This is a genomic window from Pseudomonas jessenii (assembly GCF_002236115.1).
GTDB lineage: Bacteria > Pseudomonadota > Gammaproteobacteria > Pseudomonadales > Pseudomonadaceae > Aquipseudomonas > Aquipseudomonas jessenii.
On record NZ_NIWT01000002.1, the window covers coordinates 511,863 to 534,028 of the forward strand.

The following is a 22,166-nucleotide window of genomic DNA, read 5'->3' on the forward strand; positions in this document are numbered from 1 at the left end:
CCTTCAAGCAGTTTTCGGAACGAGGCGCTCGAAAAGCGCCTCTACAGTATTAAAGCGCTCTTCCGGGCGCTCCATCGGAACCATGAATTTGAACATCGTGGCACCTTCGAATTTGTAGCGTTTTGGCTGGCTCTGGATCAGTTTGATCAGGGTCAACGGGTCGACCGGCGTCTGTGCGGCGAACTCGACGCGACCGCCTTGGGGGCCGCCATCGACTTTCTTGATGCCCAGTTGCTCGGCCTGCAATTTCAATGCAGTGATGCGGATCAGGTTCTTGGTCGGTTCCGGCAATAGGCCGAAACGGTCGATCATCTCCACTTGCAAATCCTTGAGGCCGTCCTCGTCGGTGGCCGAGGCAATGCGCTTGTAGAGAATCAGGCGAGCGTGGACATCCGGCAGGTAGTCTTCCGGGATCAACGCCGGTACCCGCAAGTTGACTTCCGGACCGCCGCCAAGCGGTTGATCGAGGTTTGGCTGCTCGCCCTTGCGGATCGACTTCACCGCGCGCTCGAGCATTTCCATGTACAGCGTGAAGCCGACGGCCTGAATCTGCCCGCTCTGGCCGTCGCCGAGCAGTTCGCCGGCGCCACGGATTTCCAGGTCGTTGGTGGCAAGCACGAAGCCCGCGCCGAGGTCCTGGGTGTTGGCAATTGCTTCCAGGCGCTTTTCCGCGTCCGGGGTGATTTGCTGGCGTGGCGGCGTCAGCAGGTAGGCGTACGCCTGGTGGTGGCTGCGTCCGACCCGACCGCGCAACTGGTGCAACTGTGCCAGGCCGAACTTGTCGGCACGCTCGATGATAATGGTGTTGGCGCTCGGTACGTCGATGCCGGTCTCGATGATGGTCGAGGCAATCAGCACGTTGAAGCGCTTGTGGTAGAAGTCGCTCATCACCTGTTCGAGTTCGCGTTCGCGCATCTGCCCGTGGCCGATGCCGATCCGTGCTTCCGGTACCAGTTCGGCCAGATCGGCAGCGCATTTCTCGATGGTCTTCACGTCGTTGTGCAGGTAGTAGACCTGGCCGCCACGCAGTAACTCACGCAGCAAGGCCTCTTTGACCGTGCTCTTGTTCTGCTCCATGACGAAGGTGCGTACCGACAGGCGACGGGCCGGCGGCGTGGCGATGATCGACAGGTCGCGCATGCCCGACACCGCCATGTTCAGCGTGCGCGGAATCGGCGTGGCGGTCAGGGTCAGGATGTCGACTTCGCTGCGCAGGGCCTTGAGCTGTTCTTTCTGACGGACACCGAAACGGTGCTCTTCGTCGATGATCACCAGCCCGAGGTTTTTGATCTTCACGTCGTCCTGCAGCAGCTTGTGCGTGCCGATGACGATGTCGATCTTGCCTTCGGCCAGGTCCGCGACCGCCGCATTCACTTCCTTGGCCGACTTGAAGCGGCTCATCACTTCCACGCTCACCGGCCAGTCGGCAAAGCGGTCGCGGAAGCTGTTGTAGTGCTGCTGGGCGAGCAGGGTGGTCGGCACCAGGATCGCCACCTGGCGACCGCCGTGCACCGCAATGAACGCGGCGCGCATTGCCACTTCGGTCTTGCCGAAGCCGACGTCGCCGCACACCAGGCGATCCATCGGCTTGGGCGCAAGCATGTCTTCGCGCACCGCTTCGATGGTGGTTTGCTGGTCCGGGGTTTCTTCGAACGGGAAACCGGCGCTGAAGGTGGCGTAGTCGGCCTTCGGATCGGCGAAAGCGTAGCCTTCGCGGGCAGCGCGACGTGCATAGATGTCGAGCAACTCGGCGGCCACGTCACGCACCTGTTCGGCGGCTTTGCGCTTGGCTTTCTGCCAGGTCTCGGAGCCCAGGCGATGCAACGGGGCCAGGGCATCGTCGCTGCCGGTGTAGCGGGCGATCAGGTGCAGGTTGGCCACCGGCACATAAAGCTTGGCGCCTTCGGCGTATTCCAGGGCGAGGAATTCAGCGGTCTGGCTGTCGATTTCCAGGGTCGCCAGGCCCAGGTAGCGGCCGACACCGTGGTCGATGTGCACCACCGGCGCACCTTCGCGCAGCTCGGTGAGGTTCTTGATGACGGCATCGTTGTTGGCATCGGCGCGTTTTTCGCGGCGACGGCGCTGCATCACGCGCTGGCCGAACAGCGGGCTTTCGGCGACGAGGGCCAGGGCCGGGTCATCGAGCAGCAAGCCTTCGTCGAGCGGGGCGATGGTGATCGCCAGCCGTTCCTTGCCGGCGACAAAGTCCGGCCAGCTGTCGACGGTTTTCGGTCGCAGCTTCAGGCGTTCCAGCAGCTCCAGCAACACTTCGCGGCGGCCTGCCGATTCGGCGGTAAACAGCACGCGACCGGGGAACTGGTCGAGGAAGCCGGCCAGTGCCGCCATTGGCTGAGTGGCCTTGGCTTCGATCGCCAGGTTGGGCAACTCGCGAGCCGGGAAGCGCTCGCGACCGCCACCGCTTTCTACATCCTGCTGACTGGCCACCACGCGCGGCCAGTTCTTCAGGCGCGCGAAGCAGTCTTCCACTGGAAGGAACAACTCGGCTGGCGGTAATAAAGGACGGGAAGGATCGACACGGCGTTCTTCATAGCGATTGCGCACATCGTTCCAGAAATTCTCGGCGGCCTGTTCGATGCCCGGCAGGGAAAACACTTGCGTGTCCTGTGGCAGGTAATCGAATAGCGTCGAGGTTTCTTCGAAGAACAATGGCAGGTAGTACTCGATACCGGCCGGGGTGATCCCGCTGTTCAAGTCCTGGAAGATAGGGCAGCGACGGAAATCGACATCGAAGCGCTCGCGAAAACGCGCCTTGAAGCGGGTCACGGCTTCTTTCTCCAGCGGGAACTCCTTGGCCGGCAGCAGTTTGACCGAGTCGACCTTGTCGATGGAGCGTTGATTCTCCGGGTCGAAGGTGCGCAGGGTTTCGATTTCGTCGTCGAACAGGTCGATGCGGTATGGAAGTTTGCTGCCCATCGGGAACAGGTCGATCAACGAGCCGCGGACCGTGAACTCGCCATGCTCGTACACGGTATCGACATAGCGATAACCGGTGGCTTCAAGCCGGGTGCGCATTTGCTCGACGTCTAGCTTCTGGCCGACATCCAACACCAAACTGCTGCCGAGCAGGAATTTGGTGGGCGCCAGGCGGTGCAGGGCCGTGGTGATCGGCACCACCAGCACGCCATGACTCAACTCCGGCAGTCGATAGAGCGCCGAGATACGTTGGGAAATGATGTCCTGGTGCGGTGAGAACAGGTCGTAGGGCAGGGTTTCCCAGTCGGGAAAATGCAATACGGGCAAATCCGGGGCGAAGAAAGCCAGCTCCTGTTCCAGCCGTTCGGCACTTTGGCTGTCGGCGGTCAGCAGCAGGGTAAAGCGCTTGGCAGCGCTGGCGGCCTCGGCAATGGCCAGGCTCAGGGCGGCACCGGGCAGGTTGCCCCAGTGCTGTTTACCTGCCGCGGCAGGGAGAAGCGGTAGACGCAGAACGGGCACGGAAGGTTGAGCTCCAAGCGTTGCGACAAAGTCGGTAATTGTAGCGGTCTACGATGCCGCCTGTCAGTTGCTGACTGTGTCTAAAGCACGGGTTTGGCGAAATGTAGTGGTAAAGACAAAATTCTGCGCTTTTTTACCTAAAATTAATGAATATGTAGTGGCAAAAACAACGAGTGTTACGGAGGGTTACGGATAACGAGACTTTGGCTCCAAAAAATTGACTGTGCTGAAAGCCCCGGTTTTACTGGGCTGGAGCGAGGCGTAATTTTTTTGAACGACGATTTGTTACGTAAAGCACGACGGGCGCGCATTGCTACGGCCGTCACTCGGCGGCATAATGTAGCCCCTTTTTTCTGCCCCTACATGTGGAAGGTTCCCGTGACTCAGAAGCCCGACCAGTGTCTTGGTGAATGGATCGACCGTGAAGCACTCGCAGAAGCGATGATTCCGCTTATCGGTCAGCTCTACCGCAATAACAACGTGGTGAGCTCGATTTATGGCCGCAGCCTGATCAACCGCTCGGTGATTTCGATCCTCAAAGCGCACCGCTTTGCCCGTCATCGCCAGACCGACGAAACCGAACTCTCCGTCCACGAAACATTCCCGCTACTCAAGGCGATGAGCGAGCTCAAGCTCGGTGCCGCTTCGGTAGACCTGGGCAAGCTGGCGGCCAAATACAAGGCCGAAGGCAATGGCCGTAGTGCCGAGCAGTTCGTCCGTGAAGAGATGGCCGACGTGGTTGGCCAGCAGAACGCTTCCGCCCGCAAAGGCACCGACGTTGTCCTGTACGGCTTCGGTCGTATCGGTCGTCTGCTGGCGCGCATCCTGATCGAGAAAACCGGTGGTGGCGACGGCCTGCGTCTGCGCGCCATCGTGGTCCGCAAGGGCGCCGAGAACGACCTGGTCAAACGTGCCAGCCTGCTGCGTCGCGACTCGGTTCATGGCCCGTTCGATGGCACCATCACCATTGATGAAGCCAACAACACCATCACCGCCAACGGCAACCTGATCCAGGTTATCTACGCCAAGAGCCCGGCCGAAGTCGACTACACCCAGTACGGCATCGAAAACGCTCTGATCGTCGACAACACCGGTGTATGGCGTGACGCCGATGGTCTGGGCCAGCACCTGGCTTGCCCGGGCGCTGCCCGCGTAATCCTCACCGCACCTGGCAAGGGCGCGCTGAAGAACATCGTGCACGGCATCAACCACGGCGAAATCACCCCTGACGACAAGATCATCTCGGCCGCTTCGTGCACCACCAACGCCATCGTGCCGGTGCTCAAAGCTGTGAATGACAAGTACGGCATCGTCAACGGCCACGTCGAAACCGTTCACTCGTTCACCAACGACCAGAACCTGATCGACAACTTCCACAAGGGCAGCCGTCGTGGCCGCGCCGCGCCGCTGAACATGGTAATCACCGAGACCGGTGCCGCCACTGCAGCCGCCAAGGCTCTGCCAGTGCTCAAGGGCAAGCTGACCGGTAACGCGATTCGCGTTCCTACGCCGAACGTGTCGATGGCTATCCTGAACCTGAACCTGGAAAAGGCCACCACTCGCGAAGAGATCAACGAGTACCTGCGCCAGATGGCCATGCACTCGGATCTGCACAAGCAGATCGACTACGTCAGCTCCCAGGAAGTGGTTTCCACCGACTTCGTTGGCTCGCGCCACGCAGGCGTAGTGGACGCTGAAGCGACCATCACCCAGGATAACCGCGTTGTTCTGTACGTCTGGTACGACAACGAGTTCGGTTACAGCTGCCAGGTGGTTCGCGTGATGGAAGACATGGCCGGTGTAAACCCGCCAGCATTCCCGCGCTAAGCCTTAGCTGCACATGAAAACGCCCCGGCCTTGGTCGGGGCGTTTTTGTTTGTGCTGCTTTTGTCTGTTGGGGGATGTGTTGTTCGCGCTGGCCTCATCGCGAGCAAGCTCGCTCCCACAGGGTATGGTGGTGCTTGCACGGTAGTGATCACGCCAGCTATCCAATGTGGGAGCGAGCTTGCTCGCGATAGCGGTCTGAGAGAGCTATCAATGCTGAATGTGATGGCCTCTTCGCGAGCAAGCCCGCTCCCACGGTTCTATCGCATAATGGCTGGCCCTGGCGGTGTGTCAGGGGATGCATTGGGGAGCTCGGGAATTGATGATCAGGTGGCAGGGGGTGGCATTTTTGCTGCTCGGCGCACTATCAGGCTGCGGCAACGGCGACACTCTGGAGAGCTTCGGCGGCCCGACCATGGGCAGCACTTATTCGATCAAGTATGTGCGCCATGCCGGCCTTCCGGCGCCGGACGAAGTCCGTGTCCAGGTCGAGCAGATCCTCGCTGATATTGACCGGCAAATGTCGACCTACCGCAGCGACTCGGACATCGAGCGCTTCAATGCATTGCCGGCCAACGGCTGTCAGGCAATGCCGGCGTCGATCCTCGAATTGGTCCGCGTGGGTGAGCAACTGTCAGTGCAAAGCGACGGTTCCTACGACCTGACGGTGGAGCCGTTGCTGAACCTCTGGGGGTTTGGTCCGCAGGCCCGCGGGGAAAAAGTCCCGACCGCCGACGCGCTCGCCGAAGTCCGCAAGCGCGTCGGTCATGAACACTTGCGCATCGATGGTGACCGGTTGTGCAAGGACGCCGCCGTGGAGGTCGACTTCAACAGCATCGCCGCCGGTTATGCAGTGGACACGATTGCCGCAAGACTCGAGGCGATGGGTATCCATGACTACCTCGCCGAGGCCACGGGTGAGCTCAAGGCGTCCGGCAAGAAAGCTGACGGCTCGCCGTGGCGCATTGCCCTGGAAGAGCCGCGGGATGACCGGCAGGTGGCGGAGCGGGTCATTGTTGTCGACGGCTACGGCCTGTCCACTTCCGGCGACTACCGGAATTATTTCAAGCAGGACGGACAGCGTTTTTCCCACACCTTCGATGCCCACACCGGTGCGCCGGTCTCACACCCCCTGGCGTCCGTCACAGTGATTCATCCTTCTGCGTTGATGGCCGATGGCTTATCGACACTGTTGCTGATTCTCGGCCCGGAGCGCGGTTGGGACTACGCAGAAAAACACGATATCGGCGCATTTTTTGTGATTCGTGCCGATACAGGTTTCGTCACACGCAGCAGTCCCGCTTTTGAACGCCTCAGTGGCAAAAAAACCGAATGATTTCGGCGATTTGAGCATTGAAAACTGGCGTTGTAGCGCAGGCAAAAGTAGCCTACGACGCGACCAAGGGTTAATGTGCGCGGCGTTGACGCTTCTATAGACTGTGTCCGGGTTCTGCACTGGCCCCAAATTGTTCCTTCATGCCACGCATTGGCGTGATTTAGCCGCAGGTGCCGAGGGTGCCGCGGCCTGTTCTGAGGAGTACGCATGGCTGTCTACAACTACGACGTGGTGGTGTTGGGTTCCGGCCCGGCAGGGGAAGGCGCGGCAATGAACGCCGCCAAGGCAGGGCGCAAGGTGGCGATGGTCGATAGCCGTCGCCAGGTCGGCGGCAACTGCACTCACTTGGGCACCATCCCGTCCAAGGCACTGCGTCACTCGGTGCGGCAGATCATGCAATTCAACACCAACCCGATGTTCCGGGCCATTGGTGAGCCGCGCTGGTTCTCGTTCCCGGACGTGTTGAAAAGCGCCGAGAAAGTCATCTCCAAGCAAGTCGCTTCGCGTACCGGCTACTACGCCCGTAACCGCGTCGACGTATTCTTCGGCACCGGCAGCTTCGCCGACGAGCAAACCATCGAAGTGGTCTGCGCCAACGGCGTGGTCGAGAAACTGGTGGCCAAGCACATCATCATCGCCACCGGTTCGCGTCCTTATCGCCCGGCGGACATCGATTTCCACCACCCGCGTATCTACGATAGCGACACCATCCTCAGCCTCGGCCACACCCCGCGTAAACTCATCGTTTACGGCGCCGGCGTGATCGGTTGCGAATACGCCTCGATCTTCAGCGGTCTGGGTGTATTGGTTGAATTGGTGGACAACCGTGGGCAACTGCTGAGTTTCCTCGACTCGGAAATTTCCCAGGCCCTGAGTTATCACTTCAGCAACAACAACATCACGGTTCGCCACAACGAAGACTACGACCGCGTCGAAGGCGTGGACAACGGCGTGATCCTGCACCTCAAGTCCGGCAAGAAGATCAAGGCCGACGCCTTGCTCTGGTGTAACGGTCGTACCGGCAACACCGATCAGTTGGGTCTGGAAAACATCGGCGTGAAGGTCAACAGCCGTGGCCAGATCGAAGTCGACGAGGCGTACCGCACCTGCGTGCCGAACATCTACGGCGCCGGTGACGTGATCGGCTGGCCGAGCCTGGCCAGTGCCGCCCACGACCAGGGTCGCTCGGCCGCCGGCAGCATCGTCGATAACGGTAGCTGGCGCTTTGTGAATGACGTGCCGACCGGCATCTACACCATTCCGGAGATCAGCTCGATCGGCAAGAACGAGCAGGAGCTGACCCAGGCCAAGGTGCCGTACGAAGTGGGCAAGGCCTTCTTCAAGAGCATGGCGCGGGCGCAGATCGCCGGCGAGCCGCAAGGCATGCTGAAGATCCTGTTCCACCGTGAAACCCTGGAAGTGCTGGGTGTTCACTGCTTCGGTTATCAGGCGTCGGAGATCGTGCACATCGGTCAGGCGATCATGAACCAGCCGGGCGAACTCAACACGTTGAAGTACTTCGTCAACACCACGTTCAACTACCCGACCATGGCCGAAGCCTATCGGGTAGCCGCGTACGACGGCCTCAACCGGCTTTTTTGACGGGCTCCGGCCGGTGGCCTGAGCCGGCCGGGGAGACCGATTTCAGCAATTCTCGAGCGTGGCGGTGGCCAAACCGGGAAAGTCTGTAATCAGGCTGTCAACGCCGAAGTCGGCGAGTCTGCGCATCAGCGCGGGCTCGTTGACGGTCCATACCGACACATGCAGCCCCTGACGTTGCGCCCTTTGCAGACGTTCCGGCGTGCACAGGGTCCAGTTCAGCGCCAGAATCTCACAGCCATAGCTGGCGGCGACCTTCAGTGGGTCAAGCCAGGCATACTCGGCCACCAGCCCGCGGGATACGTCCGGCACCAACTCCAGCGCAGCCTTGAGCACTTCACGGGAGCTCGAGGTGATGGTCACCTTGTCCATCAGGCCATGACGCTGCACCATTTCGCGAATCGCCAGCACGGTGGTCGCGGCACGCATCCGTGATGCGCTTTTGACTTCCAGCTGCCAGTGATCGAAGTCGCATTTCTCGAACAGTTCTTCCAGTGTCGGAATCGGGCATGGCTTGATCCAGCCCGGGCCACCCTTGCGTGCGTCATACGTCACAAGCTCGGCCGCCGTGTGTTCGACGACCTTGCCGCGACGGTCAGTGGTGCGCTTGAGGCTCGGGTCGTGGATGACCATCAGCTCGCCGTCCATGGACAGGTGCAGGTCCAGTTCGCAGCGACGCACGCCGTGCTTGAGACATTCCTGAAAGCTGGTCAGGGTGTTTTCCGGTGCTTCGCCCTTGGCGCCGCGATGGCCGTAGATGAGGGTCACGGTTCTTCCTTAATTTAATTGCCTGATTCGAGTTGGTCGCGGGCCAGGCGTCGTTCCTGGGCCTGCTTTTGCAAGATGTGGCGGGCCAGCAGTTGGCGTTGGGCGTCGGTCAGGTGTTCGAACTCGGTGCCGACGTCATAGCCGTCGCCCTTGCGGTCGCAATGGGTGACGCGGGCGCGCAGCAGCAGGCCCAGGGCCTGCGGCATCAGCACCAGTTTGACCGACAGGAGTGCGCCGGCGGCAATGGGCGATGGATGCTGAAAGTCGATGCCGCCTTCGGAGATGATCACCGGCTGCGGTTCGCCGATCTGCCCGAGCACGGTGATGGCGATCACCTGGCTCAGCAAGTCGATGCGTTTGTTCTGGGATTTGAGGAACGCCGCGAGGTTCCGGTCGCGTTCGCTGATCTGGCGCAACAGGTGTTGCGACTCGAATTCGCTCAGGTGCAGTTCGCTGAGCAAGTTGAAGAGCGGGGAAGCATCCTGCAACACTTCCTGGCCTGTGGCTTCAGTAGCGGACAGGGGCCGAATTTCCAGTGCGATCGTATCCTCGATACGGTAGTATTCGCGGCGATCTTCTTCATCTAATGTCGACATGGCGAACCCATGGTAGCGGCGGTGGTCTGAGTGTAAAGCTGGTTATCGACCCCCGCCACAAGGACGTTCCTTTTCCCTCCGAACAAGCCCCGACATGTTCAGACCTCTCTTCGTATTTATCGGCACGCGTTACACCCGTGCAAAGCGTCGCAATCATTTTGTGTCATTCATTTCCCTGACTTCGATGATCGGGCTCGCCCTTGGCGTGGTCGTGATGATCGTGGTGCTGTCGGTGATGAACGGCTTCGATCATGAGATGCGCACCCGCGTGCTGGGCATGGTGCCCCACGCGACCATCGAGTCCGGTGAGGCGATCAGCGATTGGCAAGGCCTGGCCGCGAAGATCAAGCAGAACCCGCAGGTGACGGCCGTGGCGCCGTTTACGCAAATGCAGGGTTTGCTGACCAATAACGGCAAGGTCTCGAAAGTCCTGCTCAATGCCATTGACCCGGCGCAAGAGCGCCAGGTGTCGATCATCGATCAATTCATGACCCAGGGAAAACTCGACGACCTGGTGCCGGGTGAGTTCGGCATCGTCATCGGCGACAAGGCCGCGGCCAAGCTCGGTGCGGCCATCGGCGACAAGCTGACCTTCGTCGCGCCCGAAGTCACGGTGACCCCGGCCGGGATGTTCCCGCGCATGAAACGCTTTACCGTGGTCGGCATCTTCCATGTTGGCGCCGGTGAGCTCGATGGTTATCTTGGCGTCACCAACCTGCAGGATCTGGCCCGGCTGCACCGCTGGAAACCGGATCAGGTCCAGGGCCTGCGCCTGAAGTTCGACGATCTGTTCCAGGCGCCGCGCACCGCGTGGAGCATCGCCCGCGACCTCGGCGAAGACCGCTACTACGCCCGCGACTGGACTCGCACCCACGGCAACCTGTACCAGGCGATCCGCATGGAAAAAGCCATGATCGGCCTGTTGCTGCTGCTGATCGTTGCCGTCGCTGCGTTCAACATCATTTCCACGCTGGTGATGGTGGTGAATGACAAGAAGGGCGACATCGCGATCCTGCGCACGCTGGGCGCCACACCGGGCACGATCATGCGCACGTTCATGGTGCAAGGCACTGTCATTGGCGTAGTCGGTACCGCGATCGGCGCGGTGGTCGGGATCTTCGCCGCGCTGAACGTCAGCGCCGCGATCTCGGCCCTCGAAGGCCTGATCGGGCACAAGTTCCTCAACGCCGACGTGTATTTCATCGATTACCTGCCGTCGCAGGTGCAGAGCCAGGACGTCGTGATGGTCTGCTCCGCGGCGTTGGTCCTGAGTTTCCTCGCCACCCTGTATCCAGCCTGGCGTGCCGCGCGCACCCAGCCTGCGGAGGCGCTACGTTATGAGTGAGTCGGGCATGAGTGATAAAGCAATCTTGAGCTGCCGCAGCCTGGGCAAATCCTACGAGGAAGGCCCGGAATCGGTGGAAGTGTTGGCCGGCCTGCAACTGGAGTTGCACCCGGGCGAGCGTGTGGCGATTGTCGGCAAGTCGGGCTCGGGCAAAAGTACCTTGCTCAACCTGCTGGGTGGCCTCGATACACCGACCAAGGGCAGCGTCTGGCTCGACGGTGAAGAACTGTCGGCGCTGAGCGAGAAGAAACGCGGCCTGCTGCGTAATCGCGCCCTCGGCTTCGTGTATCAGTTCCACCACCTGCTGCCGGAATTCACCGCCCTGGAGAACGTCTGCATGCCGTTGCTGATCGGCAAGACCGCGATCCCCGAAGCGCGTCAGCGTGCCAAGGCGTTGCTGGAGCGGGTAGGGCTGGGTCATCGCCTGGAGCACAAGCCGGCCGAACTGTCCGGTGGTGAGCGTCAGCGCGTGGCCATCGCCCGCGCCCTTGTGAACAATCCGGGCCTTGTGATGCTCGACGAGCCGACCGGCAACCTCGATTCCCACACCGCCCAGGGGATCCAGGACTTGATGCTGGAGCTCAGCACCTCGATGCGTACGGCGTTCCTGGTGGTGACCCACGACATGAACCTCGCCCGCCAGATGGACCGCGTCCTGCACTTGCAGGAAGGTTGCCTGACTCCCATCTAACGGATTGAAACCCGACGCGACCGAAAGGTGCGTCGGGTCTTTTATTTTTATACGGTGCCCCAGCGAATGTTCAGACCGTTATCGATCTTTATCGGCACGCGCTATACCCGCGCCAAGCGCCGCAATCGCTTTGTTTCCTTCATCTCGATGACCTCGATGATCGGCCTCGCCCTCGGCGTGCTGGCGATGATCGTGGTGCTGTCGGTGATGAACGGCTTCCAGCGCGAAATGAGCTCGCGCATCCTTGGCATGGTGCCGCACGCCACCATCGTCGGCGTGAACCCGATTGACGACTGGAAGCCCGTGGCGGCGGCCGCGATGAAAAACCCGGAAGTGACGGCGGCGGTGCCGTTCACCGAGATGGAGGGCATGCTGTCCTACAAGGGCACGATGCAGCCGATCCAGGTCAGCGGTGTCGACCCGGCGCTGGAAGGCCAGGTGTCGATCGTCGCCAAGCACATCGTTCAGGGGAGCCTGGAAGCCCTGAAGCCGGGCGAATTCGGCGTGGTGATCGGGCAGATCACGGCGCGCCGCTTCCGCTTGAACGTGGGCGACAAGATCACCTTGATCGTGCCTGAGGTCAGCAATGCGCCGGGCGGCATTACCCCGCGCATGCAGCGGCTGAATGTGGTCGGCGTGTTCAAGGTCGGTGCGGAACTGGACGGCACCATGGCGCTGATCCACATGGCCGATGCCGCGCAGATGCAGCACTGGGAGCCGAATCAGGTGCAGAGCGTGCGCCTGGCGGTGAAGGACTTGTATGCCGCGCCGCAAGTGTCGAACGACATCGCCACGGGACTGGGCGCCGCCTACAAGGCTGACGACTGGACCCACACCCAGGGCAGCCTGTTCAGCGCGATGAAGATGGAAAAAACCATGATCGGCCTGCTGTTGCTGATGATCGTCGCGGTGGCGGCGTTCAACATCATCGCGACCCTGATCATGGTGGTGAACGACAAGGGTGCGGACATCGCGATCCTGCGCACCATCGGCGCCACGCCACGGCAGATCATGGCGATCTTCGTGGTGCAGGGCACGGTGATCGGCATCGTCGGCACCTTGATTGGCGGTGTATTGGGCGTGATCGCCGCGCTGAACGTCAGCCAGATCGTGGGCTGGATCGAGCGGGTCAGCGGGCAGCACATCTTCAGTTCCGACGTGTACTTCGTCAGTAACCTGCCGTCTGAGTTGCAAGGCGCGGATGTGGCGCTGATCTGCACGGCGGGGTTTGTCATGAGCTTCCTGGCCACGGTTTACCCGGCCTGGCGTGCGGCGAAGATCGAGCCGGCTCATGCACTTAGATATTCGTAACCAGTAACACCGCCATCGCGAGCAAGCTCGCTCCCACAGTAGATCTGAGTCAACTCGGTCAACTGTGGGAGCGAGCTTGCTCGCGATGGGGCTGTACCTGCCGGCCTCAATCCCCCCTTGGCAACTCGATCACAAACCGCGTCCACCCATTCTCCGATTCGCAACGAATCTGCCCGCCATGGGCACGGATGATCGACTGGGTGATCGCCAGTCCCAGTCCCGCATGTTCGCTACTGCCTTCACGACGCGCAGGATCGGCCCGGTAGAACCGGTCAAACAGGCGCGGCAATAGATCTTTGGAAATCTGTTGGCCGGTGTTTTCAACAGTCAGGCGCAACTCTTTGGGCTGATCGACGATTCGCACCCGAACCTCGCCATCGACCGGCGTGAACCGCAGTGCGTTGTCCAGCAGGTTCGACAGTGCCCTGCGCAACATGCTGCGGTCACCTTCGATGCGGGCATTGCCGTCGCGACTCAGTTTTACCTGCGCGTCTTCCGCCAGCGGCGCAAAAAACTCCAGCAGCAGATCCGTTTCCTGTCCCAGTTCCAGCGGTTCGCGCTTGGGGATTAACAGTCCATGGTCAGCCTTGGCCAGATAGAGCATGTCGTTGACCAGTTGCGCCATCCATTGCAGCTCTTCGAGGTTGCTGTGCAGGGCTTCGCGGTAGTCCTCGATGGGGCGAGGGCGGGTGAGGGTGACCTGGGTGTGGGTCAGCAGGTTCGACAATGGCGTGCGCAGTTCATGGGCAATGTCGGCGGAGAAGGCCGACAGGCGCTGAAACGAGTCGTCGAGGCGTCCGAGCATGGCGTTGAAGTTGTGGGCCATTTCCGCCAGTTCCGGCGGCATGTTTTCTTCAGGTAGTCGCGAGTTCAGCGATTGCGCGGAAACACCACTGGCCACCGCGCTGATCCGCCTTAACGGGCGCAAACCGCTGCGTGCCGCCCAGGCGCCCAGCAGTGCGGTGGCCAGGGCTGACAGGCCGACGGTCAGCCAGATCAAATGCTGCATGCGTTGCAGAAAGTGCTGGTGATGGGTGATGTCCAACAGCAGGGTCAGTTGCGGTGACTCGGGTTTGTCCGCGAAAAGCGGCGCATTGAGGACGCGGTAATCTGTGCCTTCATGGCTCACCGTCGACAATCCGGACCGGCGCGGCAGTGCCTGGGGAATGTTGGTCGAACTGTCATACCAGCGCTGGCCGTCACTGCCGGTGATTCGCAGGGACAGGTCAGCCTGCCGGCTCAACTCCTCGGCCAGTTTCACTTCGCTGTCACTCGACTGTAAGTCGTGCAGGGCCCGACGCAAGCCAATCAGCTTGCCGTCCAGCAGTTGCTGGTCGAGTTCAACGAAGTGCGCCTCGCTGGCGCGGCTGAACAGCACCCCGGCGAACAACGAGACCACAGCGGTGCATGCGGCAAACAGCAGGGCCAGGCGGCTGCTCAAGGAGAGACGGCGCATCAGGCGGGACGCTCTTCAAGGACGTAGCCCATGCCGCGTACGGTATGGATCAGCTTGTTGGGGAATTCATCGTCGATCTTCAGGCGCAGGCGACGGATCGCCACCTCGATGACATTGGTGTCGCTGTCGAAATTCATGTCCCAGACCTGGGACGCAATCAGCGACTTGGGCAGGACTTCGCCCTGGCGGCGCAGAAGCATTTCCAGCAGGGCGAATTCCTTGGCGGTCAAGTCGATACGCTGGCCGCTGCGTTCGACCCGGCGCCGGATCAGGTCCAGGCGCAGATCGGCCAGTTGCAGGCTGGTCTCCTGAGGCGTGGCGCTGCCACGACGCAACAGGCTGCGGACCCGGGCCAGCAGTTCGGAGAAGGCAAACGGCTTGACCAGATAGTCATCGGCGCCCAGTTCGAGGCCGTGAACCCTGTCCTCCACGGCGTCACGGGCGGTCAGAAAAAGTACCGGCGTGTCCAGGCCGGCGCTGCGCACCGCTTGCAGAATCTGCCAGCCATCACGACCCGGCAGCATCACATCAAGAATCAGCAGGGCATATTCGCCGCTGAGGGCCAATTGCTGACCGGTGTTGCCGTCGGCCACCAGTTCGGTGTTGAACCCAGCCTCGGTCAGGCCCTGGCGCAGATAATGGCCGGTTTTCGGTTGGTCTTCGACGATCAGCAGTTTCATGGGCGACTCATGGCAAGTGGAACGAAGGCTTTATACCGTGGGCAGCATTCGCACAGGGCAACCTGACAAAGTTGTAATCTGGCTGTCAGGTTACGGGCAGTGGCAGCAGTTTAGAGTTTTGCGCATGCTGAGCCTTAACTTGTTGGAGTATGACGATGTTTTTACGCAAATCCGTGGCGCAAATCCTATGTTTGCTGGCGCTGAGTTCACCGGTGTGGGCAGACGCCGGGCATACCTACGATTTCGGTCAACCGGCCTCGGCGGCCAAGGCGACCCGCAGCATCGAGATGGAGATGGGGGACATGTCCTTCGCGCCGAAGTCCCTCGATATCAAGGCCGGGGAAACCGTGCGCTTCGTGCTGGTCAATAAAGGCCAGTTGCTGCATGAGTTCAACTTGGGGGATGCGGCGTTGCACGCCAGGCACCAGCAGGAAATGTTGCAGATGCAACAGAGCGGCATGCTGGCGCCAACCGGAATGAAGGCAATGGCCGGCATGGATCACAGCAAAATGGACCACGGCATGAAGCATGATGACCCCAACAGCGTGCTGGTGGAACCGGGCAAGACCGCCGAGCTGACCTGGACCTTCAGCAAGGCCACCAGCCTTGAGTTTGCCTGCAATATTCCCGGTCATTACCAGGCCGGCATGGTCGGCAAACTGACTGTCAGTCAGTAAGCACTCAAAGGCGGGAGCAAAGGCTGATAGAATCCGCTGATTCTTCAGTCAGGTTTCCGCCATGCATCCCGCAGCCGAACACTCGCCGCTGGGCAAGTCCAGCGAATACATCGCCACCTACACGCCGTCCTTGCTGTTCCCGATCCCGCGCACCGCGAAGTGGGCGGAGCTGGGCCTGACGGCGCAAACCCTGCCGTACAAAGGCGTGGACTTCTGGAACTGCTTCGAGCTGTCCTGGCTGCTGCCGTCGGGCAAGCCGGTGGTGGCGATCGGCGAATTCAGCATTCCGGCGGATTCGCCGAACATCATCGAGTCGAAGTCGTTCAAGCTCTACCTCAACTCCCTGAACCAGACGCCGTTTGCCGATACCGCGAGCCTTGAGGCGACGCTGGCCAAGGACTTGTCGGCGGCTGCGGGCAAGCCGGTGGGTGTACGCATTCGCAGTCTCAAGGAGGTCGAGAGCGAAGGCGTCGTGGCCTTGCCGGGCGTGTGCATCGATGAACTGGATATCAGCGTCAGCAACTACGAGCATCCACGGCCGGAACTGCTGCGTTGCGATGATTCGCGCATTGTCGAGGAGAGCGTGCACAGCCATTTGCTCAAGTCCAACTGCCCGGTCACCAGCCAGCCGGACTGGGGCAGCGTCGCGGTGGAGTACCGTGGCGCGGCGCTGGATCATGCGAGCCTGCTCGAGTACATCGTCAGCTTCCGCCAGCACTCGGACTTCCATGAGCAGTGTGTAGAGCGGATCTTTCTCGACCTGCAGCGGTTGCTCAAGCCAGAGAAACTGACGGTGTATGCGCGTTATGTGCGTCGTGGCGGGCTGGATATCAACCCGTATCGCAGCACTGAAGAGGTGCAGCTGCCGAACCATCGCCTGGTCCGTCAGTAACGAAACCCTGCAGGAGCGAGCAAGCTCGCTCCTGCAAAGGCATTGTTGGTTTCAGATCCCCATGTTGGCCAAGGCCTGCCCGATGTTGCGCAGGGTGCCGGCAAGGGTAGGGTGTTCGAGCTCAAAGCGTTCCACGGCCAGGTTGACGCCATCGGCGAGGCTGGAATCCTGGGTTTTGGTTTCGAGTTCAAGCTTCAACTCGATCTGTTGCATCAGTTCGTTCAACTCTGCGCGTTCGGCTTCGGACAATGGAGGATTCTGTTCCAATTGCTCGCGCAGGGCATTGAGCTGTTCTTGCAGTTCGCGGGCAGGCATGGCGTTCTTCCTTCTTTTATCGATAGGCACTGGCATAGACCATGGCGGCAGGCCAAAGGTCGATGTCTGACCTTTAGATTAATCCACTCGCGCCCAACGTGCATGATCTCGATCAGGGCTTTTCGCCCTTGAGCCGACGCAAGCTGATATCGGCCAGGCAGGTATCGAGTTCACCGAGGTGATCGATCACCGAATGCACGCCCAGACCAAACAGTTGCATCGTCGCCTTGGCGCGTTTGATGTCGCGCTCCTGCGGGGGCAGCGCTTGCCATTGCTCGGGCGCCAGCCCGCACAGCGAGCCGCAGGACGCCAGACCGATGGTCCACAACCCGGCATTGAGCCCCGCTTGCAGCAAACGGGGTTCGCCGCTCACCAGTACGCAGCCATCGAGTCGCTCGACGTTCAGGGTCATCAAGGCGTGCCAGCAGGCATTCGGGGCGGGCCATGGGTTGTTTGTAGCTGAATGTTGCGAGGGTTTGATCCATTCCGGCAGCGCCGCAGCCAGGGATTGGCTGAGGGCAGGGGGCAGTTCATCGAGCCAGGCGCAGGGGATTTGCTGGCGCTGCAAGCTGCGCAGGCTATCCAGTGCGCCGGGCGTGGCCTCGGCGTGTTCGGCCGAGTGGCTGCCGTGCCGGTGCGTGTGCGCGCCGAAATCCACCAGGCAGCCACTGAGGCCGAACAGTACGGCGGTCAGGCTGGGTGCGGTTTGGGGCAAGGCTTCGGCGAGCGGCATGTGGACGTCCCTGAAATAGCCTGAAGGCTAGTGGACGACGGTGACAGTTGAATGACATGGATGTGAAACGCTCACATTTGGCACGATTCCTTCCGTGTGGATCTCGTACAAAGTGCGTTAAACGGCGTTTACGTCTTATACTTGCCAACTTATTGCCTGGGCCAAGTGCCCGAGCCAGTACAAACCAAGGAGTTTTTTTTCTATGCGCTGGAGCAATCATCTAGCCAGGATTTGTGTATGCGCCAGTGTGATGCTGGTTCCGTTCGCTGCCCAGGCCGCCACGGAAGAGGATCCTTGGGAAAGCGTCAACCGCCCGATTTTCAAGTTCAACGACGTGATCGACACCTACGCGCTCAAACCCCTGGCCCAGGGCTACGAGTACGTGACGCCGCAGTTTGTCGAAGACGGCGTTCACAACTTCTTCCGTAATATCGGCGATGTGCGCAACTTGGCCAACGATATCCTGCAGGCCAAACCTCGTGCCGCAGGCGTTGATACCGCGCGAATCATTTTCAACACCACCTTCGGCTTGCTGGGCGTCATTGATGTCGGCACGAAAATGGGCCTGCAGCGCAATGACGAAGACTTCGGTCAGACGCTGGGCTACTGGGGTGTCGGCAGCGGCCCTTACGTGATGCTGCCGCTGCTGGGGCCAAGCACCTTGCGTGATGCGCCGTCCAAGTACGTCGACAGCTACACCGGCGCTTATCGTTACATAAACGACGTTCCGGTGCGTAACTCGTTCTACGCCCTGGACATCATCGATACCCGTGCCAACCTGCTGTCGAGCGAGAAGCTGATCACCGGCGACAAGTACACCTTCATCCGTAATGCGTACTTGCAGAACCGTGAATTCAAGGTGAAAGACGGTCAGGTCGAAGACGATTTTTGATCTCGACCGGTAAACTGAAAAAGGCGGCCATCAAGGCCGCCTTTTTTGTCTGCGAAGACCCGCATGCGGATGAAATCGCGGTTTTCACTGTAGTCCCGGCCGGTTTGACTCGTGGGTTCTAACCTTCCATTGGGTTACGGATTTGCCTGTTCTTATAACTCTCGGTGATTTGACAAATAAAGACGTCAAGCGACCATCGGCGTGAGCTTGAAACGCCCCGCGGATGGGAGTACCGTCTGCGCCTTAGAAGGGCACCTCTGGTGAACACGTGTGTAGGGCAATTGCCCGAAAGCGGTGCTACAGAGAGGCTAGAAAGCGAATCCAGTAGTCAGCGCCGGGCCAAAATCCCCGCCTGCTACGCCAACCTAATTCTGGCGCCGTTTGCCCACATGCCAAAAACCAGTGCCACGCTGCTGATAATCGATGATGACGAAGTAGTGCGCGCGAGCCTCGCCGCCTATTTGGAAGACAGTGGTTTCAGCGTCTTGCAGGCCAGCAATGGTCAGCAGGGTCTTCAGGTATTCGAGCAAGACAAGCCCGACTTGGTCATCTGCGATCTGCGCATGCCGCAGATGGGCGGTCTCGAACTCATTCGCCAGGTCACCGAACTGTCGCCGCAAACCCCGGTGATCGTGGTGTCGGGTGCCGGCGTTATGAATGACGCGGTCGAAGCCCTGCGCCTGGGCGCGGCGGACTACCTGATCAAGCCTCTCGAAGATCTGGCGGTGCTCGAGCACTCTGTGCGCCGGGCCCTGGATCGTGCGCGCCTGCTGCTGGAGAACCAGCGCTACCGCGAGAAGCTGGAGAAGGCCAATCGCGAGCTCGAAGCCAGCCTGAACCTGCTCCAGGAGGACCAGAACGCCGGTCGCCAGGTGCAGATGAACATGCTGCCGGTCAGTCCTTGGACCATCGACGAGTTCAAGTTTGCTCACCAGATCATCCCGTCGCTGTACCTGTCGGGTGATTTCGTCGACTACTTCCGGGTCGACGAGCGCCGGGTCGCCTTTTACCTGGCGGACGTTTCCGGTCACGGCGCCTCCTCAGCCTTCGTCACCGTGCTGTTGAAGTTCATGACCACGCGCTTGCTGTTCGAGTCCAAGCGCAGCGGCACCCTGCCGGAATTCAAGCCTTCAGAGGTTCTTGGTCATATCAACCGGGGCCTGATCAGTTGTAAGCTGGGTAAACACGTCACAATGGTCGGTGGAGTCATCGACGAGGAGACCGGTTTGTTGACCTATAGCATCGGTGGTCATTTGCCGTTGCCAGTGTTGTACACGCCAGACAGTGTTCGTTATCTGCAAGGGCGTGGTCTGCCGGTGGGCCTCTTCAACGAAGCCACCTACGAAGACCACGTGCTGGAACTGCCACCGACGTTCAGCCTGACGCTGATGTCTGATGGCATTCTGGATCTTTTGCCAGAACCCACACTCAAAGAGAAAGAAGCGGCGTTGCCCCAACGGGTCAAGGCAGCGGGCGGCACCCTGGATGGGCTGCGGCAGGTTTTTGGATTGGCCACGCTAGGGGAGATGCCGGATGATATCGCCCTGTTGGTGTTGAGCAGGAATCTTTGATGAGTACCGGTAGAATCCAGTTCGCCGAGCAGGATGGCACCTTCGTCCTGAAGTTCGTCGGTGAAGTTCGCCTGACCCTGTGTTCGGCGTTGGATGCGACTATTGAGCGGATCTTCAGCGCGTTGAATTTCAATTCGATCGTGATCGATCTGACCGAAACCCGCAGCATCGACAGCACCACACTTGGCCTGCTGGCCAAGCTGTCGATCCTGTCGCGGCAGAAGGTTGGCCTGCTGCCGACCGTCGTCACCACCCACGAAGACATCACGCGGCTGCTGCAGTCCATGGGCTTCGAGCAGGTGTTCAACATCGTTGACAAGCCGGTGCCGTGCCCGGAATGCCTGGACGACCTGCCAGACCAGGATCAGTCCGAAGAAGTGGTGCGGATCAAGGTGCTCGAAGCGCACAAGATCCTCATGGGCCTGAACGACACCAATCGTGAAGCCTTCCATGACCTGGTGAATGCGCTCGAACGCCATTGATCCCCTGAATTGATGTGGGTCAGCCAGACCCCCATCGCGAGCAAGCTCGCTCCCACAGGTCCTCGTTTAGCACACGACCTCAGTCATCCCGCGAACTCCTGTGGGAGCGAGCTTGCTCGCGATGGCGTCCTGCCAGTCACCAAGCACATACAAAAAAGGGCGAACCCTCACAGGTTCGCCCTTTTTGCATTACACCCGCTCAGCTCACAGCTTGGCCTGCAACAACGCCTCGAGCTTCTCCTGATCCCGCGCGAACTGACGAATGCCTTCGGCGAGTTTCTCGGTCGCCATCGCATCTTCGTTGGACAGCCAGCGGAACTGCGATTCGTTTAGGCTCAGGCGCGCTTCACCGGCATGGCCAGGCGCCAGTTTGCGCTCCAGCTTGCCGGTATCCGCGGCCAGCTTGTCGATGAGGTCCGGGCTGATGGTCAGGCGGTCACAGCCGGCCAGTTGCTCGATCTGGCCCAGGTTGCGGAAGCTCGCCCCCATGACCACGGTCTTGTAGTCATTGGCCTTGTAGTAGTTGTAGATACGCGTCACCGACTGCACGCCCGGATCATCCGCGCCGGTGTAGTCGTTGCCGTTGGCTTTCTTGTACCAGTCGTAGATACGGCCCACGAACGGCGAAATCAGGAACACCCCGGCGTCGGCACAAGCGGCCGCCTGGGCAAAGGAGAACAGCAGGGTCAGGTTGGTCTGGATGCCTTCCTTTTCCAGGATCTCGGCAGCGCGGATGCCTTCCCAGGTGGACGCGATCTTGATCAGCACGCGGTCGCGGCCAATACCGGCCTTGTCGTACAGCTCGATCAGGCGATGCGCACGCTTGAGCATGGCATCAGTGTCGAACGACAGGCGCGCATCCACTTCGGTGGAAATGCGGCCCGGAATCACTTTCAGGATTTCTTGCCCCACGGCCACGCCAAAACGGTCGCTGGCCAGGCCCACATCGCCCTTGCAGTCATTGACGCAGGCGTTCAGCAGCTCGGCATACGCAGGAATGGCCGCGGCCTTGAGCAGCAGGGAAGGGTTGGTGGTGGCGTCCACGGGTTTAACGCGAGCGATAGCTTCGAAGTCGCCGGTGTCGGCAACCACGGTTGTCATTTGTTTGAGTTGTTCCAGCTTGGAAGTCATGGGCGTGCTCTGTCCTATGGGTCTGATGACATTACCCGAGCGCTGACAGCCACTCAAGGGCGTGTACGTGTATCAATGCCCCCCATGGCAACAACCTGAAAACAGGTGTTTGAAAGGTGGGGGGCGGTATCGATAAATAGGATGCCAGGCGGGCTCACAGGTTCAACTCAGCTGACGGTTATCGCCTTGCAATCAGATCACCTGACACCTGAATCTTCTGATAACGCCCACTGTGCCCTGGGTGTAATGCCGCTAAATTTTTGAATTCTATATAGTTTGGTTGCGCCCTCAGTGATTGTTATAAAAAGTCCACTAAGTTGCCGCAAAGGTAATCTTGTTGTTGGTGGGGTGTTATCTAATAAGGTGTGATCGTTAGAATACGTCAAATATATAAAGCGAATAAAGTGTAGTGTG

Annotated in this window: 19 protein-coding genes; 11 read left to right on the forward strand and 8 right to left on the reverse strand. The window is 60.2% G+C overall.

The annotated features are described in order from the left end of the window. Positions 1-3: 3 nt before the first annotated feature. Positions 4-3,453, reverse strand: a complete 3,450-nt coding sequence (gene mfd, locus PSJE_RS06965; protein WP_090454109.1) for a transcription-repair coupling factor — start codon at positions 3,451-3,453, stop codon at positions 4-6. 363 nt (positions 3,454-3,816) lie between these two features. Between mfd and PSJE_RS06970 the strand changes: the two genes are divergently transcribed. The 3 genes from PSJE_RS06970 (at position 3,817) to sthA (ending at position 8,215) form a co-directional block, all read left to right on the forward strand. Continuing rightward, on the forward strand, positions 3,817-5,280 hold the full coding sequence (locus tag PSJE_RS06970; RefSeq protein ID WP_090454111.1) for a glyceraldehyde-3-phosphate dehydrogenase: 1,464 nt from the start codon (positions 3,817-3,819) through the stop codon (positions 5,278-5,280). Positions 5,281-5,599: 319 nt separating this feature from the next. Beyond that, positions 5,600-6,613, forward strand: coding sequence for an FAD:protein FMN transferase (locus tag PSJE_RS06975; RefSeq protein ID WP_090454112.1), 1,014 nt, complete (start codon positions 5,600-5,602; stop codon positions 6,611-6,613). A gap of 207 nt (positions 6,614-6,820) precedes the next feature. Continuing rightward, on the forward strand, positions 6,821-8,215 hold the full coding sequence (sthA, locus tag PSJE_RS06980) for a Si-specific NAD(P)(+) transhydrogenase (RefSeq protein WP_007984277.1): 1,395 nt from the start codon (positions 6,821-6,823) through the stop codon (positions 8,213-8,215). A 42-nt stretch (positions 8,216-8,257) separates the two neighbouring features. On the opposite strand, the gene PSJE_RS06985 is transcribed toward sthA, so the two are convergent. Both PSJE_RS06985 and PSJE_RS06990 read right to left on the reverse strand, forming a co-directional pair. Continuing rightward, positions 8,258-8,980, reverse strand: a complete 723-nt coding sequence (locus PSJE_RS06985) for a glycerophosphodiester phosphodiesterase (RefSeq protein WP_090454114.1) — start codon at positions 8,978-8,980, stop codon at positions 8,258-8,260. Positions 8,981-8,994: 14 nt separating this feature from the next. Further along, positions 8,995-9,576 (reverse strand): PilZ domain-containing protein, encoded by a 582-nt coding sequence (locus PSJE_RS06990; protein WP_090454116.1) that lies wholly within the window; start codon positions 9,574-9,576, stop codon positions 8,995-8,997. 94 nt (positions 9,577-9,670) lie between these two features. Between PSJE_RS06990 and PSJE_RS06995 the strand changes: the two genes are divergently transcribed. The 3 genes from PSJE_RS06995 to PSJE_RS07005 all read left to right on the forward strand — a co-directional run bounded on the left by PSJE_RS06995 (position 9,671) and on the right by PSJE_RS07005 (position 12,923). Next, positions 9,671-10,921 carry a lipoprotein-releasing ABC transporter permease subunit gene (locus PSJE_RS06995; protein WP_057715643.1) on the forward strand — a complete coding sequence of 417 codons (1,251 nt, stop codon included), beginning with the start codon at positions 9,671-9,673 and terminating at the stop codon, positions 10,919-10,921. Between the two features lie 7 nt (positions 10,922-10,928). Beyond that, positions 10,929-11,612 (forward strand): lipoprotein-releasing ABC transporter ATP-binding protein LolD, encoded by a 684-nt coding sequence (gene lolD / locus PSJE_RS07000; protein WP_167362852.1) that lies wholly within the window; start codon positions 10,929-10,931, stop codon positions 11,610-11,612. 66 nt (positions 11,613-11,678) lie between these two features. Then, positions 11,679-12,923, forward strand: a complete 1,245-nt coding sequence (locus PSJE_RS07005; RefSeq protein ID WP_090454120.1) for a lipoprotein-releasing ABC transporter permease subunit — start codon at positions 11,679-11,681, stop codon at positions 12,921-12,923. Between the two features lie 106 nt (positions 12,924-13,029). Here PSJE_RS07005 and PSJE_RS07010 read toward each other — a convergent pair whose 3' ends face one another. After that, positions 13,030-14,379: a heavy metal sensor histidine kinase gene (locus PSJE_RS07010; RefSeq protein ID WP_090454122.1), complete on the reverse strand. Its 1,350-nt coding sequence runs from the start codon at positions 14,377-14,379 to the stop codon at positions 13,030-13,032. Continuing rightward, the gene (locus tag PSJE_RS07015) at positions 14,379-15,059 is read right to left on the reverse strand and encodes a heavy metal response regulator transcription factor (RefSeq protein WP_090454124.1); all 681 of its coding nucleotides are present in this window, start codon (positions 15,057-15,059) and stop codon (positions 14,379-14,381) included. The genes PSJE_RS07010 and PSJE_RS07015 overlap by 1 nt, the downstream gene beginning before the upstream one ends. Positions 15,060-15,214: 155 nt before the next feature. On the opposite strand from PSJE_RS07015, the gene copI reads away from it, so the two are divergent. Beyond that, positions 15,215-15,736 carry a copper-resistant cuproprotein CopI gene (gene copI / locus PSJE_RS07020; protein ID WP_090454126.1) on the forward strand — a complete coding sequence of 174 codons (522 nt, stop codon included), beginning with the start codon at positions 15,215-15,217 and terminating at the stop codon, positions 15,734-15,736. Between the two features lie 61 nt (positions 15,737-15,797). Next, positions 15,798-16,628, forward strand: coding sequence for an NADPH-dependent 7-cyano-7-deazaguanine reductase QueF (queF, locus tag PSJE_RS07025; RefSeq protein WP_090454128.1), 831 nt, complete (start codon positions 15,798-15,800; stop codon positions 16,626-16,628). A gap of 51 nt (positions 16,629-16,679) precedes the next feature. On the opposite strand, the gene PSJE_RS07030 is transcribed toward queF, so the two are convergent. Further along, positions 16,680-16,943, reverse strand: coding sequence for a DUF4404 family protein (locus PSJE_RS07030; protein ID WP_057715637.1), 264 nt, complete (start codon positions 16,941-16,943; stop codon positions 16,680-16,682). Between the two features lie 112 nt (positions 16,944-17,055). Then, complete coding sequence (gene pcrP / locus PSJE_RS07035) at positions 17,056-17,676, reverse strand: HAD superfamily inactivated hydrolase PcrP (RefSeq protein WP_057715636.1); 621 nt, start codon at positions 17,674-17,676, stop codon at positions 17,056-17,058. A 202-nt stretch (positions 17,677-17,878) separates the two neighbouring features. On the opposite strand from pcrP, the gene PSJE_RS07040 reads away from it, so the two are divergent. The 3 genes from PSJE_RS07040 (at position 17,879) to rssC (ending at position 20,621) form a co-directional block, all read left to right on the forward strand. After that, positions 17,879-18,568: an MlaA family lipoprotein gene (locus PSJE_RS07040; protein ID WP_090454130.1), complete on the forward strand. Its 690-nt coding sequence runs from the start codon at positions 17,879-17,881 to the stop codon at positions 18,566-18,568. 389 nt (positions 18,569-18,957) lie between these two features. Further along, the gene (gene rssB / locus PSJE_RS07045; RefSeq protein ID WP_057715634.1) at positions 18,958-20,139 is read left to right on the forward strand and encodes a two-component system response regulator RssB; all 1,182 of its coding nucleotides are present in this window, start codon (positions 18,958-18,960) and stop codon (positions 20,137-20,139) included. Beyond that, positions 20,139-20,621: an anti-sigma factor antagonist RssC gene (rssC, locus tag PSJE_RS07050; protein ID WP_057715633.1), complete on the forward strand. Its 483-nt coding sequence runs from the start codon at positions 20,139-20,141 to the stop codon at positions 20,619-20,621. The genes rssB and rssC overlap by 1 nt, the downstream gene beginning before the upstream one ends. Positions 20,622-20,825: 204 nt before the next feature. Here the strand turns inward: rssC and tal are convergent, their stop codons facing one another. Further along, entirely contained in the window at positions 20,826-21,752 is a 927-nt protein-coding gene (gene tal, locus PSJE_RS07055) for a transaldolase (RefSeq protein ID WP_057715632.1), read from the reverse strand. Between the last annotated feature and the right edge of the window lie 414 nt (positions 21,753-22,166).

What these genes read in the sequence shown, in the direction of transcription:
- PSJE_RS06970 (WP_090454111.1), top strand. Translation starts at nt 3,817, where the DNA reads ATGTGGAAGGTTCCCGTGACTCAGAAGCCCGACCAGTGTCTTGGTGAA.
- PSJE_RS06975 (WP_090454112.1), top strand. Translation starts at nt 5,600, where the DNA reads ATGATCAGGTGGCAGGGGGTGGCATTTTTGCTGCTCGGCGCACTATCA.
- sthA (WP_007984277.1), top strand. Translation starts at nt 6,821, where the DNA reads ATGGCTGTCTACAACTACGACGTGGTGGTGTTGGGTTCCGGCCCGGCA.
- PSJE_RS06990 (WP_090454116.1), bottom strand. Translation starts at nt 9,576, where the DNA reads ATGTCGACATTAGATGAAGAAGATCGCCGCGAATACTACCGTATCGAG.
- PSJE_RS06995 (WP_057715643.1), top strand. Translation starts at nt 9,671, where the DNA reads ATGTTCAGACCTCTCTTCGTATTTATCGGCACGCGTTACACCCGTGCA.
- lolD (WP_167362852.1), top strand. Translation starts at nt 10,929, where the DNA reads ATGAGTGATAAAGCAATCTTGAGCTGCCGCAGCCTGGGCAAATCCTAC.
- PSJE_RS07005 (WP_090454120.1), top strand. Translation starts at nt 11,679, where the DNA reads ATGTTCAGACCGTTATCGATCTTTATCGGCACGCGCTATACCCGCGCC.
- PSJE_RS07010 (WP_090454122.1), bottom strand. Translation starts at nt 14,379, where the DNA reads ATGCGCCGTCTCTCCTTGAGCAGCCGCCTGGCCCTGCTGTTTGCCGCA.
- PSJE_RS07015 (WP_090454124.1), bottom strand. Translation starts at nt 15,059, where the DNA reads ATGAAACTGCTGATCGTCGAAGACCAACCGAAAACCGGCCATTATCTG.
- copI (WP_090454126.1), top strand. Translation starts at nt 15,215, where the DNA reads ATGTTTTTACGCAAATCCGTGGCGCAAATCCTATGTTTGCTGGCGCTG.
- queF (WP_090454128.1), top strand. Translation starts at nt 15,798, where the DNA reads ATGCATCCCGCAGCCGAACACTCGCCGCTGGGCAAGTCCAGCGAATAC.
- PSJE_RS07030 (WP_057715637.1), bottom strand. Translation starts at nt 16,943, where the DNA reads ATGCCTGCCCGCGAACTGCAAGAACAGCTCAATGCCCTGCGCGAGCAA.
- pcrP (WP_057715636.1), bottom strand. Translation starts at nt 17,676, where the DNA reads ATGCCGCTCGCCGAAGCCTTGCCCCAAACCGCACCCAGCCTGACCGCC.
- PSJE_RS07040 (WP_090454130.1), top strand. Translation starts at nt 17,879, where the DNA reads ATGCGCTGGAGCAATCATCTAGCCAGGATTTGTGTATGCGCCAGTGTG.
- rssB (WP_057715634.1), top strand. Translation starts at nt 18,958, where the DNA reads ATGCCAAAAACCAGTGCCACGCTGCTGATAATCGATGATGACGAAGTA.
- rssC (WP_057715633.1), top strand. Translation starts at nt 20,139, where the DNA reads ATGAGTACCGGTAGAATCCAGTTCGCCGAGCAGGATGGCACCTTCGTC.
- tal (WP_057715632.1), bottom strand. Translation starts at nt 21,752, where the DNA reads ATGACTTCCAAGCTGGAACAACTCAAACAAATGACAACCGTGGTTGCC.